Source organism: Wansuia hejianensis, assembly GCF_014337215.1.
Classification (GTDB): Bacteria; Bacillota; Clostridia; order Lachnospirales; family Lachnospiraceae; genus Scatomonas; species Scatomonas hejianensis.
The window spans coordinates 170,192-184,291 of sequence record NZ_CP060635.1; the positions used below are offsets into that span (position 1 = coordinate 170,192).

General features: G+C 50.9%; 15 protein-coding genes. 13 read left to right on the forward strand and 2 right to left on the reverse strand.

Translation table 11 applies throughout. The annotated features are described in order from the left end of the window. Nucleotides 1-34: 34 nt before the first annotated feature. The 13 genes from H9Q79_RS00825 to xerD all read left to right on the forward strand — a co-directional run bounded on the left by H9Q79_RS00825 (nucleotide 35) and on the right by xerD (nucleotide 12,649). Nucleotides 35-262, forward strand: a complete 228-nt coding sequence (locus H9Q79_RS00825; RefSeq protein WP_249328998.1) for a DUF6110 family protein — start codon at nucleotides 35-37, stop codon at nucleotides 260-262. Continuing rightward, nucleotides 259-2,355, forward strand: a complete 2,097-nt coding sequence (locus H9Q79_RS00830) for a heavy metal translocating P-type ATPase (RefSeq protein WP_249328999.1) — start codon at nucleotides 259-261, stop codon at nucleotides 2,353-2,355. Before H9Q79_RS00825 ends, H9Q79_RS00830 begins: the two co-directional genes overlap by 4 nt. Continuing rightward, nucleotides 2,352-2,717: a metal-dependent transcriptional regulator gene (locus H9Q79_RS00835; protein ID WP_249329000.1), complete on the forward strand. Its 366-nt coding sequence runs from the start codon at nucleotides 2,352-2,354 to the stop codon at nucleotides 2,715-2,717. Before H9Q79_RS00830 ends, H9Q79_RS00835 begins: the two co-directional genes overlap by 4 nt. A 275-nt stretch (nucleotides 2,718-2,992) precedes the next feature. After that, a complete protein-coding gene (locus H9Q79_RS00840) occupies nucleotides 2,993-3,583 on the forward strand; it encodes a DUF3793 family protein (protein ID WP_249329001.1) in 591 nt (196 codons plus the stop codon). 22 nt (nucleotides 3,584-3,605) lie between these two features. Next, nucleotides 3,606-4,037, forward strand: a complete 432-nt coding sequence (locus H9Q79_RS00845) for a flavodoxin (RefSeq protein ID WP_249329002.1) — start codon at nucleotides 3,606-3,608, stop codon at nucleotides 4,035-4,037. A gap of 243 nt (nucleotides 4,038-4,280) precedes the next feature. Next, nucleotides 4,281-5,600 (forward strand): hypothetical protein, encoded by a 1,320-nt coding sequence (locus H9Q79_RS00850; RefSeq protein ID WP_249329003.1) that lies wholly within the window; start codon nucleotides 4,281-4,283, stop codon nucleotides 5,598-5,600. Next, entirely contained in the window at nucleotides 5,557-6,216 is a 660-nt protein-coding gene (locus tag H9Q79_RS00855; protein WP_118647320.1) for a DUF6320 domain-containing protein, read from the forward strand. Before H9Q79_RS00850 ends, H9Q79_RS00855 begins: the two co-directional genes overlap by 44 nt. Nucleotides 6,217-6,249: 33 nt before the next feature. Beyond that, on the forward strand, nucleotides 6,250-7,416 hold the full coding sequence (locus H9Q79_RS00860) for a pectin acetylesterase-family hydrolase (protein ID WP_118647318.1): 1,167 nt from the start codon (nucleotides 6,250-6,252) through the stop codon (nucleotides 7,414-7,416). Next, entirely contained in the window at nucleotides 7,388-8,791 is a 1,404-nt protein-coding gene (locus tag H9Q79_RS00865) for a 2-hydroxyacyl-CoA dehydratase subunit D (RefSeq protein WP_249329004.1), read from the forward strand. The genes H9Q79_RS00860 and H9Q79_RS00865 overlap by 29 nt, the downstream gene beginning before the upstream one ends. A gap of 8 nt (nucleotides 8,792-8,799) precedes the next feature. After that, on the forward strand, nucleotides 8,800-10,428 hold the full coding sequence (locus H9Q79_RS00870; protein WP_249329005.1) for an acyl-CoA dehydratase activase: 1,629 nt from the start codon (nucleotides 8,800-8,802) through the stop codon (nucleotides 10,426-10,428). A gap of 37 nt (nucleotides 10,429-10,465) precedes the next feature. Then, complete coding sequence (locus tag H9Q79_RS00875; RefSeq protein ID WP_249329006.1) at nucleotides 10,466-10,921, forward strand: hypothetical protein; 456 nt, start codon at nucleotides 10,466-10,468, stop codon at nucleotides 10,919-10,921. Nucleotides 10,922-10,966: 45 nt separating this feature from the next. Continuing rightward, nucleotides 10,967-11,551 (forward strand): stage II sporulation protein M, encoded by a 585-nt coding sequence (locus tag H9Q79_RS00880; protein WP_249329007.1) that lies wholly within the window; start codon nucleotides 10,967-10,969, stop codon nucleotides 11,549-11,551. A gap of 213 nt (nucleotides 11,552-11,764) precedes the next feature. Beyond that, nucleotides 11,765-12,649 carry a site-specific tyrosine recombinase XerD gene (gene xerD / locus H9Q79_RS00885; RefSeq protein ID WP_118648413.1) on the forward strand — a complete coding sequence of 295 codons (885 nt, stop codon included), beginning with the start codon at nucleotides 11,765-11,767 and terminating at the stop codon, nucleotides 12,647-12,649. 81 nt (nucleotides 12,650-12,730) lie between these two features. Here the strand turns inward: xerD and H9Q79_RS00890 are convergent, their stop codons facing one another. Together H9Q79_RS00890 and H9Q79_RS00895 are read right to left on the reverse strand one after the other, a co-directional pair. Further along, complete coding sequence (locus H9Q79_RS00890) at nucleotides 12,731-12,982, reverse strand: fatty acid kinase subunit FakA-related protein (protein ID WP_249329008.1); 252 nt, start codon at nucleotides 12,980-12,982, stop codon at nucleotides 12,731-12,733. Between the two features lie 17 nt (nucleotides 12,983-12,999). Next, nucleotides 13,000-14,034, reverse strand: coding sequence for a 3-deoxy-7-phosphoheptulonate synthase (locus tag H9Q79_RS00895; RefSeq protein WP_249329009.1), 1,035 nt, complete (start codon nucleotides 14,032-14,034; stop codon nucleotides 13,000-13,002). Nucleotides 14,035-14,100: the final 66 nt, after the last annotated feature.

A 14,100-nucleotide genomic window follows, 5' to 3' on the forward strand; every position in this document is an offset into this window, starting at 1 on the left:
ATAAATAAATACTTTTTAAGAGGAGGAAAGAACGATGGGAAATCCATTAAAGAGCACGAAATTCTGGCTGTTCGTAGGAGGAGCAGCAGCCGGCCTTTTTGCCAGAAGCAAAACGGCGCGGAGGGCATGTGTCAATGGAATAGCCGCGGGAATGCAGATGAAGGATCAAATGGCAGCAGGCCTTCAGAATATGAAGGAAGAGGCGCAGGATATTTATGAAGATGCGAAAAGAAAAGCAGCGGGAGAAGAGGCGGCTTTGTGAAATACCTGATCATATACGACAAACCGGGCAGAATCCGGGTGCGCATGGGACAATATGCGTTTACGAGGGAACAGGGCTACGGGATTGAAAATCTGCTGAGCAGGGAAAAGGGAATCTGTTCTGTGGAAACGTCTTCAAGCAACGGTGGGATTCTGATACATTATCAGGGGGAATGCCGTCAGACGATTCTGACAATCCTGGACGGCCTCAGGCGTACAGAGCTGCAAGCAGGGAAGAAATCAGAGGAGACGAAGACAAGAGAGCTGAATCAGGGTTTTTATGGCAAGGTGGCGAGGATGGTCATTGCCCATTACGCGGTGCGTCTCTTGATACCGTCCCCGCTGCGTCTGGTTCGCGCGGTTTTCCATGCGTTAAAATTTGTCAGAAAAGGTCTCCGGGCTTTGGCGGCGGGTAAAGTGAATGTGGAGGTGCTGGACGCTGCTTCAATTCTATGCGCCTTCGCCCAGCGGTCGCCTAAGACCGCTTCTTCAATCATGCTGTTGCTTCAAATCAGTGAATGCCTGGAAGAAAATACCCGGAAAAAGACCAGAAATGCGCTGGCAGAAAGCCTGGCTGTCCATGTGGATCAGGTATGGCAGGTCACAGAAAAGGGTGATGTGAAAGTGCCTCTGTCCGCCGTGCGTCCGGGCGACCGGATCAGAGTCCAGGCAGGCAGTCTGATACCTGCGGATGGCGCCGTCCGGTCAGGAGATGCAATGGTGAATGAATCCTCTATGACTGGAGAGCCTATGGCTGTACTGCGCAGGCGAGGCCACACTGTTTATGCGGGAACAGCCGTGGAAGAGGGAAATATTGAGATAGAAGTGACGAAGCTGGCGGGAGAGAGCCGCATCCAGTCCATCGTCCACATGATTGACCAGTCGGAGATTCTAAAAGCCGGTGTTCAGGGCAAGGCGGAATGCCTGGCGGATTCTATCGTGCCATTCAGCTTTGCCACATCCCTTGCGACTCTGCTGCTGACCAGAAATCTGACGAAAGCCATGTCTGTACTGATGGTAGACTATTCCTGCGCGCTGAAGCTTTCGGTGCCGATCGCAGTGATATCGGCCATGCGGGAAGCGGCCGGCCGCAGGATACTGGTGAAGGGCGGAAAATTTCTGGAAGGCTTTGCCCAGGCGGATACAATTATTTTTGATAAGACTGGGACGCTGACATCTGCTGCCCCGAGGGTGGCCAAGGTGATAGCATTTGGCGGATACACAAAGGAAGAGGTGCTGAGGGATGCGGCCTGCCTGGAGGAACATTTTCCTCACAGTGTAGCCAGGGCGGTTGTAGAGAAGGCGGCGGAACAGAGTCTGAACCATCAGGAGGAGCACGCCAGGGTGGAGTATGTGGTAGCTCATGGTATCAGCACGATCCTGAGAGAACGGCGCGCCCAGATCGGAAGCGCCCATTTCATATTTGAGGATGAAAGAATTCCGTATACAGAAGAAGTCCGGCGTGCCGAAGATGTGGAAATGCAGGGGCTTTCCGTGATATATCTGGCCGTCGGGGGCGCTGTCGCAGGCATGATCGGCATCGAGGATCCGGTCAGGAAAGACGCGGCGGCGGTTATAGAGATACTGAGAAAAAAAGGCTTTAAGCATATTATTATGATGACCGGAGACAGTGAAGCCGCGGCCGCCCGTGTCGCCCGGGAACTGCATATTGTAGAATATCAGGCGCAGGTTCTTCCTGAGGATAAGGCGGGAATGGTCAAAAAACTGAAGGAGCAGGGCTGCAAAGTAATCATGGTAGGTGACGGCATCAACGATTCACCTGCGCTGGCGGCGGCCGACGTATCGGTTGCCATGCGGGACTCTTCGGATCTGGCCAAAGAAGTGGCGGATATCACTCTCCTGTCGGAGAAGCTGACGGATCTTCTGGCTCTCCGGGAATTGAGTGAAAAGCTTATGGGAAGAATATACAGGAATTATGGATTCATTCTGTCATTTAATACTCTTTTGATGTCTTTTGGCATTGCCGGAGCCCTCAGCCCGTCGGTCACTTCTTTGCTTCACAATCTTTCAACCATGGTGATCAGCGGGAACAGCACGCGGCTGTATTTGGAAGACAAGGAGAAAGAATCATGAAACTGACAGTGTCACAGATGAAATATATGTTGGCGTTGGGGGAACTGGACAGGGGCAGCAAGATCCGCTGTACTGACGTTGCTCGGAAGCTTCAGGTGAAGAAACCCAGCGTATGCGGAATGCTGTGCAGATTAGAACATATGGGCCTGGTTCAGCAGGACCCGTATTCGGACGTTCGGCTTACAGAAGAGGGGAGAAAGATGATGCAGGAGTGCAGGCGGTATTACGCCTGTATTTCCGGGCTGCTGTTAGAACGGCTGAAGCTGTCGGAAGAGACCGCGGAGGCGGCCGCCTATGTGCTCATGGGTAATCTTGATTCAACGGTTTTAAAAGAGCTGCTGGAACAGGCGGAAAGCCATTGATAAAACAGGCTATTCATTTGTGGGAAAATTATTTTGAAAAAAATTCAAAATTCCTCTTTACAAATGATTGAGGGTATGGTAATATAAGAATGTGGTTAGAGAACACTAACCGGGCTGCATACAAAAAATCCTTTCAAATGTTGTGATGAATGAAAAAGATCAGGAATCACGGCGACCCAAAGAAAAAACGGGGCGCGCACAGCCCCGTTTCTTCTAAGGATTTAGTTAGTATAAACTAACTAAAAAGAGGACGGGTTTCTTATTTAGGAGGCTGCATGGATCAAAAGGAAAAAGCGGCAAAACTGCAGGTGGCCAGACAATGCGCTCCTGTGCTGGCAGGGATTAAGGTTTCCAATCTCCTGATATTGAGCCGGGTGAGCCCGCTGACCGTCATGAGGATGATGGATGGGACGGGATTATCATTTGATTATCTGTACTGTGGCTGCAGCAGGAAGGTGTGGCTGGTTTACTGGCTGGAGGAACTGGAAGCGGTTCTGCAGAAGCCGGAGGTCCGGATATTTCTTCGGGAGTTCGGCTATCAGGAATTTAGCTGCAGTTCTGTCCTGATGCATCTGAAAAAACGGTATCAGGCGTATCTGAGAAATGAGGAAGGATATCCCCATGAGCTGGGAGTGCTGCTGGACTATCCGCTGGCGGATGTGAAGGGGTTCATGGAGAACAAAGGGCAGAATTACCTGTATTCCGGATACTGGAAGGTATACAGCAATGCGGAGCAGGCGAAAAAAATTTTTGCCAGATATGGGGAAGCCCGCCGGAGAGCCGTACAACTGGCGCAGGAAGGCAAAGGCTTCCGTGAAATAACTGGCAGCATCATCAAATGGAGAGAACCGGCAGCGGTAATCTAAAAAGAAAATCAGGAGGACGCTTATGAGCCAGATTATAGTTACATATTGGAGCGGCACCGGCAATACTGAAGCGATGGCGAACGCCATTGGAAAAGGCATAGAAGCAGCCGGCGGCGAAGCAAAGGTAGTGTCAATGGAAGATATTTCACCGGCTGATCTGAAGACCAGCGGCGCGTTTGCGCTGGGATGTCCCGCTATGGGGGCGGAAGAGCTGGAGGATACAATAGTAGAACCCTTCGTAAATGAGGTGGAAAAATTCGCGGCGGGAAAGCGGATCGCCCTGTTTGGTTCCTATGACTGGGGCGACGGCGAGTGGATGCGGACCTGGGCCAGCAGAATGAAGGATGCAGGGGCGGCCATCGTAGGCGATGAAGGGCTGATCTGCAACAATGAACCGGGCGACGAGGATAACGCCGCCTGTGAAAACTTAGGCAAATTACTCATATCTGTATAAATTACCCATCATTTAGGACGGGATGCTCCCATCAGACATCCCGAATCCTCCTCCAAAGAAAAGCTTCGCGCCTCCCATCGGGCGCGGAGCTTTTTCGTTATGACAGCCGGGGCACTGGAATTTTCTTGCTCTTTAGGTGAGAAAATGATATGATTAATAGCAGCCGGATATGATACCATACCGGCTGAATTTGAAAAGGTGAAGGATTGGCCGCCGTCCTGCGGCTTTCATAAGGGAGATACAATGGCGAAAAATGGCAAATGGTATGAACTGGATAATGCGGCAAAGATTGTCCCTTCTACAACACAGGGGTCGGATACCCGTGTGTTTCGTCTTTGCTGTGAGCTGAAGGAGGATGTGGATGCACAGATCCTGCAGCATGCTCTGGATAAAACGATCCGTGAATTCCCTCATTTTAACTGTATTCTGAAGAAAGGGCTGTTCTGGTATTATCTGGAGGCCAGCAATAAGAAGGCAAAGGTATGCGAAGAACATCTTCCGCCCTGCAGCGCTATCTATACAGCTGGGAAGAAAGACCTGTTATTCCGCCTGCATTATTATAAGAAGAGGATTAACCTGGAAATGTTCCATGTGCTGACGGATGGGACTGGGGCGTTTGTGTTCATGAAAAGTATCGTGATGAATTATCTGATTGAGTGCCATCAATTAGATGAAAGCATTATTCCGGAGGAACGTTCTTCTGTCAGTGAGAAGATTGGCGATGCTTTTGATCATTTTTATGAGAGCAAGAAGAATAAGAACTGGCTGAAGGAGAAGCCGCCGAAGAAAGCGTATCATCTGAAGGGTGAAAGGAATGAAAATCTGGAACTGCAGCTTCTGGAGGGCACTGTATCTGTCAGCAAGATTCTGGAGGTGGCGCATCAGTATGATGCGACTATAGCGATTTTTTCCGTGGCAGTTTATATAGAGTCTATCATCAGGGAGATGGCTGTGAGGGAGAGAAAGCTCCCGATTGTCATCACAGTCCCTGTGAATCTGAGAAATTATTTCCCATCGCATACGACCCGGAATTTTTTTGGCGTAATCAATGTGCCGTTTCAGCCCAGTCACTATGACGGGACGCTGGAAAGTATTGTGAAGGAGATGAAGCAGGCGTTCAAGGAACAGTTGTCTGAAGAGCAGATTTTCCATACGATGAATTCCTATGCGGCTTTAGAGCATAACTGGGCGGTTAAGATGGTGCCGCTGTTTTTGAAGGACCTGGGGATATCCGGCATCAATTTCCTGATGCAGCGCGGAATCACCAGCACGATTTCCAATGTGGGTAAGGTTACAATGCCGGAGGAATTGGTTCCGTATATTGAGAAGTTCAGCAGCTTTATGGCGGCAAAGACCACTCAGATCTGCATCAGCTCCTTTCAGGACGCTCTGACTTTTGGGGCAGCGACTGCTTTTAAGACCCACAGCCTTCTCATGAATTTTTTCCGCCGCCTGGTGGAGCTGGGGATACCCGTGGAATTAGCCACTACCGATTATGATGTGCAGGGAGGTGAGGAACATGCTGTACTGCAGCAAATGCCGGATACAGATCCGTGGAAATAAAAAGTGCTGTCCTCTCTGTCAGGGAGAGCTGACCGGCATACCGTCGCCGGCTGCGTTCCCTACGTTGAAGAGGGGGAGAATTTCCAGCCTGTCACTGGTGAAGATCTTTACCTTTTGCATGATAGCGCTGGAGATAGCATTCATCGCGGTCTGGTTTCTGTCCGATTTTGAATTGGCTTGGGTACCCTTTGGAATGATCGGCGCCCTGGTCGTATGGCTGGATGTGGTGTTGGGGGTATATTTCCGAAATAATATGGTGAAGAATATAACATTACAGGTATATATCGTCATGATTGCAGGATTTCTCATTGACCGGTATACGGGATTTTACGGCTGGTCGGTGCAGTGGATGATTCCCTGCTGCTTTGTGGGGCTTGTGATCGTGACAGTCTGCATCGGGAAAGGCGCTAAGGTACTGCTGGAGGAATATATTCTCTATCTGGCGGTAGATATGGTACTGGCGATGGGGCAGGCGATCTTTCTCGCGCTCCGGATGAATGCGTTCGTCTGGCCGGCGGTGATCAGCATGGCGTCTCTTTTGATTCTGGGAGTGGCGGCTCTGCTGTTCCGTTTCCGGGATCTTAAAAGTGCTTCTGAGAAACTGTTTCACATGTAACTGTTGAAAGAATCGAACACGGGGAGACGGCTGATGAAGGAGAAAGACCTGAAACCGGGACTGGCACTAAGCATCCGCGTAGGAGAGTTTGTAGAGAATTCTATAGAGAAAACAATCGTGAGCAAAAAAGAGGCGCCTGTGCTTCAGGGCGCGCCTGATAAGAATATCTGGTATAAATACCCGATACCGGAGGGCATTACCGGTGACGGCTCCGAATACTACATTTATATTAAAAGGGCGCAGTCCGACAATTTATGCGTTTTTCTGTCCGGCGGCGGAGTCGCCTGGAATGAATATACGGCTGCGCGGCCGGTCACAGGGGGAAAGGTGGCTGCCGGGCTGCCGAATTATTACTGGAATAACCTGCGCCCGTTCACTCAGATCATGAATATCAACATCGGGATTACAGAGATTGGGAACCCAAAGAATCCTTTTGACGACTGGAATTTTATTATCATCACGTATGCCACCGGGGACTTTCATTTAGGGAACAACGATTTCCCCTATGAAGGCGAGGACGGCTCGGACCAGATTCTCCATTTTCACGGGTACGGCAATTTTATTGCCGGGATGAGGGCGGGGAAACGGTTCTTCAGTAACCCGAAGAAGTTGCTCATAGCCGGAGACAGTGCCGGCGCCTTTGCGGTTCCGGCCCTGACGGGAGAGATTCTGGAGAGTTTTTATCCGGAATGTGAGGATGTGACGCTGCTGTCGGACAGCGGCCAGCTTCTGTATGACAAATGGCAGAGGACGGCGAAAAAGATCTGGAAGACAAAGGAAGAGTTCTGGAGGCCTATTAAGGGCGCGAATATCACACTGGAGTGGTACAGATGCCTGTACAGGAAGTGGGGCGACCGGCTCAAATACCTATATGCCAGCTCCGTCAGAGATTATCTTCTGAGCGCATATTATAATGATGTGGCTCACAAGACCTATAAGACGGACAGTGAGGTGCAGGAGGTCTTTTTCCACCAGCTGAACGATATGGTGCGGGAGCTAAAGAAATTGACGCCTCATTTCGGCTTTTTCTTAAATGACTGGAAGAACCTGTTTTTGATGAGAGGCGGGACTGTCCACACGGCAGTTCGGGAAAGGCAGTTTTACCATAAGACGAAATCTGGGGATATCATGGCTGACTGGCTCTTTGACGCCGTGAACGGGAGAATCCGCGATGTGGGACTGGATCTGCTGCGCTGCTGACAGGGGCTGCCCGGCCCGCCCGGGGGACAATATGGAACCGGTGGTAAATTGGCCGTATTTTCAATTTACCACCGGATTTTTTTATGTTATACTGTATGCTATGAGTACAATTGTTGATAAATTTGGAGCTTTAGTAGGTAATAAAATACAGGATCACCCCGATACGGCCCGTAAGCTTCTGGTCGCCGCCTACCGGGGAAAGCGGATACAGCTGAAGCATTTTCCGGATAAAAATCTGAGCCCGGCCCGGAACTGGATGGCGCTGCAGTCTATGGATGCGATTATCGCTCCGCTGGTCCATCCGGAAAGGTCGGCTCTGGTCAGTATTTTCATGCCCTGTGAGCTGCTCCACGTCTTTGGGATTCATCCCATGTTTGCGGAGGCCATGTCCTGCTATATTAACGGGGCGGCGGCTGAAAAAGGGTTTGTCGAATACGCCGAAGGGAAAGGGATTGCGGAGACGTACTGTTCCTATCATAAAATCTTGCTGGGGGGCGTCTTATCAGGAGTGATTCCCAAACCGCGGTTTATAGCGAACACTTCTCTGGTATGCGATGCCAATAACCTGACCTTCCGTCTGGCGGCGGAGCATTATGGAATCCCACAGTTCTATGTGGATATCCCCTATGACCGTTCCCGTGAAAGCATCGAATATGTGGCGGCACAGCTTCAGGAGTTCGCCCGTTTTTTAGAGGATCTGACAGGAGAACGGCTGGATGAACAGCGCCTGAAGGAGACAGTCGGGCGAAGCGGACGGACGATGGATCTTCTCGCCAAGAGCCAGAGGCTGAAGCGGGGGAAATACCTTCGGAATGATCTGACCAGTGAACTCTACGAGGTGTTTGGAACGCATGCGCTTCTGGGCACGCCTCAGATAGAGCAGTATGCGGGAATGCTCTGCAAGGATCTGGAGCAGTCGGAGCCGTCCAGAGGGATTAGGCTTTTGTGGATGCACACGATCCCCTATTATCAGGAACCGCTGCGGAAGCTGCTGAATTTCAGCCCCCGGTGTCAGGTGACTGCCTGTGACATGAATTTTGACGCGTTTTGCAGGATGGATCCGGAGAATCCTTTTGAAAGCATGGCCCGGAGGGTGGTCATGGATTCTTTCAACGGGTCATCCGGCCACAGGATTGACAGAAGCCTGTCCATGTGCAGGGATCAGGCGATAGACGGAGTGGTTTACTTCTGCCACTGGGGCTGCAAGCAGACTCTGGCAGCGGCGCAGAATGTGAAAAAACGATTGGAACAGGAGGGCTATCCCGTGTTGATCCTGGACGGAGACGGCTGCGACCGGGGGAATTCCAGCAATGGCCAGATGTCGACCAGGATGCAGGCTTTTGTGGAAATGCTGGAGGACAGGAAAAAAGGATGATATACTACATGTGCAAATACACGCCGGTCGAGCTGTTCGCGGGCTTTCAGGTTCCCTGCCGCAGGCTGGAGGAATTAACCGATTCCTTCGAGGCAGCAGAGAGCCTGGGGCATCCGAACATCTGCGGATATGGCAAGGCGCTGCTGGAAGCCGCGCTGGCGCCAGAGGTGGATGAGCTGATTCTGGTGAACTGCTGCGACGTGGTGCGAAGGATTTATGATATTTTGGAACAGAATAAGAAGATGGGCTTTTTATATCTTCTGGATCTGCCCCATAAGAACGGAGAGGCGGAGGAAGGGATGTTTCAGGCGCAGTTGGGCAGGCTGTTAGAGGCATATGAACAGTACAGCGGCCGTGAATTCCAGCCGGAGCTGGCCTGGGCGGCGCTGAAGGCGGCGGAGGTTTCCTCGGATGGAGGCGCACAGCCGCACCTGAGTCTGCAGGGGGCACACAGCGGCGCCCATCTGCGCGATCTGGTGCAAAAGCATTTTAATATACCGGTGTGTGACGATACCTGCAGCGGGAACCGGCAGATCGCCGCTGCGGACAAGAAGCCGGCGACTGCCCGGGAATTCATGACGGATTATGGGAAAGCCCTGTTGAATCAGATACCCTGCATGCGGATGATGAGCATTAAGAAGCGGAAGGTGCTGACAGGCGGGGCCAGAGGGATTATTTATCACACGATGAAGTTTTGTGACTATTACAGTTTTGAATATGCGAATATTAAGGACAGCCGGGAAGTGCCTCTTCTGAAGATAGAGACTGACGGGACCAGGCAGAGCAGCGGGCAGCTGTCTACCCGGCTGGATGCGTTTGCGGAGAGCCTGTCCTTGTCTGATACGGAGCGAGAGACAAAAAGGGACGAAAGATATACGGCGGGGATTGACAGTGGCTCTGCCAGCACGGATGTGGTGATACTGGATCAGGACAAGAATCTGGTGGCCTGGTCCGTGGTCCCCACGGGAGCGGGAGCGGCCGCAGGAGCGGGCAAGGCTCTGGCCGGCGCGCTGGAGAAGGCGGGGCTTACGGAAGCGGATCTCGGAAAAATAGTTTCTACTGGGTATGGCAGAGAGACGATCGGAAGGGGAGATGCATCCGTGACGGAGATTACCTGCCATGCCAGGGGTGCCCACTATCTGAATCCGGAGGCCAGGACAGTCATAGACATCGGGGGCCAGGATTCAAAGGTAATCTGTATAGACGGACAGGGAACTGTGCAGAATTTTGTTATGAACGACAAATGTGCTGCAGGGACCGGACGCTTTCTGGAAATGATGGCCCGGACCATGGAGCTCACTATGGAGGAAATGAGCGCTCTCGGCCAGAAGTGGAGAGAAGATGTGACGATTTCCAGCATGTGCACGGTGTTTGCGGAATCAGAGGTCGTTTCCCTGATCGCCCGGAATACGCCGTCCCCGGATATTATCCATGGCCTGAACAAGGCTGTGGCTGCTAAAACAGCAGCTCTGATTAAAAGGGTCGGCGGCGAAGAGGTATATATGATGACCGGCGGAGTGGCCAGGAATGAGGGAATTGTCCGGGTACTCGAAGAGAAGCTGGGAACCAGAATCTACGTATCAGAATATGCCCAGCTCTGCGGAGCCATCGGCGCGGCTTTAATTGCAATGGAATAGTAAATTATTTATTAGAAAACATACAAAGGAGTAGAAGATGAGAAACGAAAAATTCAGTTACTTTATCAGGATTATTGCCGGGGCCTATCTGTTTTATCTGGCTGTACAGCTGGTCCAGGGGATCGCAAAGGGCAACATGACAGGGGGAAGCATGATCCTGGGAATATGTGCCAGTATCCTTTTCTTCGGCGCCGGGGCTTATTTCGTGCTGGCCAGCATCCGTGGGCTGCTGAGGATGATGCGCGGCGACAATGAACAGAAGATTGAGGATGAAGCGGTGATGGAGGAAGTCCTCGAAGAGAAAGAATCCGCGGAAGATGCAGCGGAGGAAGAGAAGGCTGAGGCTGAATCCGGGGCCGTGGAAGAGGCAGAGACGGCAGGTGAAGAAACAGCAGCTGCGGAAAAAACGGTGCCTGCAGAATCAGATGCCGGTGAGACAGAAGCGGATGCTGCGGGAGAAACAGACGTGGACGAAAGCGTAAAAGAAAAGTAATGATCGAAGGAACCCCCTCATACAATAGCTAGAGGGGGTCTTCTTATGGGAAAATTCAGAAAGTCTGAGCAACTGGCATACTGGCGTTTCTTCCTGCTTCTCTTCCTGGCGGGATTTGTACTTGGAATCATATTTGTCAATCTGGTCTGGCGTTACAGGACCCAGGATATTGATACGCTCAGCCTGTTCAGCACAGGGGAAGGGGTCAGCGTACAGGTGCATACGAGCGGTTATCTGTGGTACCTCGTGCAGAAGCGGATGGGTATGCTGGGTGTTTATCATCTCGTCGGAGTTACTGTGCTGGGAACTGTCCTGGTTATCGCGGGTCTTCTCTGGATGGGGTTTCTTAGCGGCGCGCTGGCGGCAATTGCCATCCTTCAGCTCGGGCTGAAGGGGTTCGCGGTTCTTGTGGCTGCGTGTGTGCCTCAGATTTTTCTATATTTGCCGGCAGGGCTGTTTTATCTGACCAGCGTATACCAGATGTCTGAGAAAAGCCGGGGGGCAGACGGTCTGAACCGGAAATTATATAAGGGGTATCTTCTGAATTGTCTGGCGCCGCTGGCTGTGATATTCTGCGGCATTCTGCTGGAATGTTATGTGAACCCCTACATATTAAATCTGGTATTTTAAAAGTTAAAAAAAAATAAAATATTTTTTTTACAAGATGTGGTGTGTAAAAAAAGGCTCCTTCCGATATGTTGTTGTTTTTTGTCGAAAACGCCTGGGAATCCCGATTTTTCAACGAAAAATGCGTTTGCAATTTCTAAAATTTACGGTTATAATGGCTTATAAAGATTTTGAAGGGTGAATTGCTTTTATAATATCAGACAGAGGGACTAGAATATGATAAATGCAATTCAAGATTATATCAGTTATTTACATAACGTGAAGAGAACGTCACACAACACAGAGATTTCTTACGAACGGGATTTGAAAAAGGCGGCGGTATATTTTGCAGGTCAGCAGATTGGAGATTTGACTCAGATAACCGCCACTAATTTGAATTCTTACATGCTGTATCTGGAACGGGAGCATATGTCTCCCGCCACTGTTTCACGCAATATTGCGGCGATTCGGTCATTTTTCCAGTATATGGTCAGAGAACACAAGATACAGGCAGATCCTTCGGAGCAGCTTAAGCCACCGAAGGTTGAGAAGAAAGCGCCGTCGATCCTGACTGTGGAAGAAGTGGACAAGCTTCTGCGGCAGCCGGATGGGGAGACGATGAAAGGAATCCGGGACAGGGCCATGCTGGAGCTTTTGTACGCTACGGGTATACGCGTGAGCGAGCTGATTCACCTGAAAATGGGGGATGTGAATCTGCAGATGGGATATATCACCTGCACAGAGCGGGGAAAGGACCGGATTATACCCTTCGGGGAGACGGCGAAGAAGGCGTTGGAACATTATCTGGAGAAAGCCAGGGCATCCTTTCTGAAGGGAAAAACCAGTGAATATCTCTTTACGAATTGCTCCGGCACGCCCATGAGCCGTCAGGGTTTCTGGAAGGTGTTAAAGGGCTATGCGGCGGACGCGGGAATTACGGCGGATATCACGCCGCACACGCTGCGGCATTCTTTTGCCACACACCTGATCCAAAATGGAGCTGATCTGAAGAGCGTCCAGGAGATGCTTGGGCATTCTGATATTTCTACGACTCAGATGTATCTGAACATGGGGATTTACAAGATCAGGGATGTGTACACCAAGGCACATCCTAGAAAATGACCGAATGAGACGCAGACAGGAATATGAAAATGAGCTGACGCATGATGGATATTCATGCGTCAGCTCATTTTCGGCGGTTATTTATCCTTTTAAGCCTCTTGTCTGTCTGTCCATATCTTCTACGACGATGTCGTAAATTTCTCCCAGCGAAGCGCAGTATTCCAGTACCTTCCAGGGTTCGTTTGTGTGAAAATGAATCTTAATCAGCTCCTCATCCCCCACTGCCAGGAGGCAGTCGCCCTTAAAGTTCCGTGTGAAATATTCATTAATTACATCCTCGTCCAGATCCTGTCCTTCGATCAACAGCTGGGTGTCATACTTATATTCTAGCATACCGCTCCCTTCCCTTATCAGCAGAGCTCTGCGATTTCATAGATCAGCCGTTCAGACTCGTCCCATCCGAGACACGGATCTGTGATGGATTTACCATAGACATGCGTTCCGCAGCCAATCTTCTGGCAGCCCGGTTCTATATAGCTTTCGATCATCAGCCCTTTGACCAGAGATGCGATGCGCGAATCATACCTGCGGCTGTGAAGAACTTCACGGGCGATCCGCGGCTGCTGGTTATACTTCTTATTAGAATTGGAATGGTTCGTATCTACGATGGTTGCAGGGTTCTTCAGCGAGGTCTGCGCATACTTATCCAGCAGCAGCTCCAGATCCTCAAAATGGTAATTGGGAATAGCGTTCCCGTGCTTGTTGGTGGCACCGCGCAGGATCGTGTGGGCCAGAGGATTTCCGAAGGTATGCGTCTCCGCGCTTCTGTAGATAAATGTATGTCCGCTCTGGGCGGCGATCACTGAATTAATCATGACAGACAGGTCTCCGCTGGTAGGATTCTTCATGCCTACCGGAATATCAATGCCGGAAACTGTCAGCCTGTGCTGCTGGTCTTCCACCGAACGGGCTCCGATGGCCACATAGGACAGGAAATCGGACACATAACTCCAGTTGGCCGGATACAGCATTTCGTCTGCGGCGGTAAGGCCGGATTCTTCCAGCGCACGGATGTGCATTCTGCGCATGGCGACCAGGCCGGCCAGCAGATCCGGCTTCTTCTCCGGATCGGGCTGATGGACAATGCCCTTATAACCCTCTCCGGTGGTCCGCGGCTTGTTGGTGTAGATCCTGGGGATCAGAAGCAGCTTATCAGCCACCTTATCCTGTATCCTGGCGAGTCTGTTCACGTAATCACAGACAGAATCTTCATTATCAGCTGAACAGGGCCCGATGATTACCAGGAATTTATCCGATTCCCCGGTGAACACTTTACGTATTGCATCGTCACGGTCAGCTTTTATCCTGAGCGCCGAAGCGGAAAGAGGGTATTGCTCCTGGATCTCTTCCGGCGTGGGCAGCTCTTTCATAATCTGAAAGCTCATTTGCGATTGTCTCCTTTAATGTAAAATAGACGGTAAAACTACAGTTCGGGCAGGCAGATCTGTCTG

Excerpts from the sequence above, each read along its gene's own strand:
- H9Q79_RS00875 (WP_249329006.1), top strand. The coding sequence starts at position 10,466 with ATGAGAAACGAAAAATTCAGTTACTTTATCAGGATTATTGCCGGGGCC.
- H9Q79_RS00860 (WP_118647318.1), top strand. The coding sequence starts at position 6,250 with ATGAAGGAGAAAGACCTGAAACCGGGACTGGCACTAAGCATCCGCGTA.
- H9Q79_RS00845 (WP_249329002.1), top strand. The coding sequence starts at position 3,606 with ATGAGCCAGATTATAGTTACATATTGGAGCGGCACCGGCAATACTGAA.
- H9Q79_RS00870 (WP_249329005.1), top strand. The coding sequence starts at position 8,800 with ATGTGCAAATACACGCCGGTCGAGCTGTTCGCGGGCTTTCAGGTTCCC.
- H9Q79_RS00825 (WP_249328998.1), top strand. The coding sequence starts at position 35 with ATGGGAAATCCATTAAAGAGCACGAAATTCTGGCTGTTCGTAGGAGGA.
- H9Q79_RS00895 (WP_249329009.1), bottom strand. The coding sequence starts at position 14,034 with ATGAGCTTTCAGATTATGAAAGAGCTGCCCACGCCGGAAGAGATCCAG.
- xerD (WP_118648413.1), top strand. The coding sequence starts at position 11,765 with ATGATAAATGCAATTCAAGATTATATCAGTTATTTACATAACGTGAAG.
- H9Q79_RS00890 (WP_249329008.1), bottom strand. The coding sequence starts at position 12,982 with ATGCTAGAATATAAGTATGACACCCAGCTGTTGATCGAAGGACAGGAT.
- H9Q79_RS00865 (WP_249329004.1), top strand. The coding sequence starts at position 7,388 with ATGTGGGACTGGATCTGCTGCGCTGCTGACAGGGGCTGCCCGGCCCGC.
- H9Q79_RS00835 (WP_249329000.1), top strand. The coding sequence starts at position 2,352 with ATGAAACTGACAGTGTCACAGATGAAATATATGTTGGCGTTGGGGGAA.
- H9Q79_RS00855 (WP_118647320.1), top strand. The coding sequence starts at position 5,557 with ATGCTGTACTGCAGCAAATGCCGGATACAGATCCGTGGAAATAAAAAG.
- H9Q79_RS00840 (WP_249329001.1), top strand. The coding sequence starts at position 2,993 with ATGGATCAAAAGGAAAAAGCGGCAAAACTGCAGGTGGCCAGACAATGC.
- H9Q79_RS00880 (WP_249329007.1), top strand. The coding sequence starts at position 10,967 with ATGGGAAAATTCAGAAAGTCTGAGCAACTGGCATACTGGCGTTTCTTC.
- H9Q79_RS00850 (WP_249329003.1), top strand. The coding sequence starts at position 4,281 with ATGGCGAAAAATGGCAAATGGTATGAACTGGATAATGCGGCAAAGATT.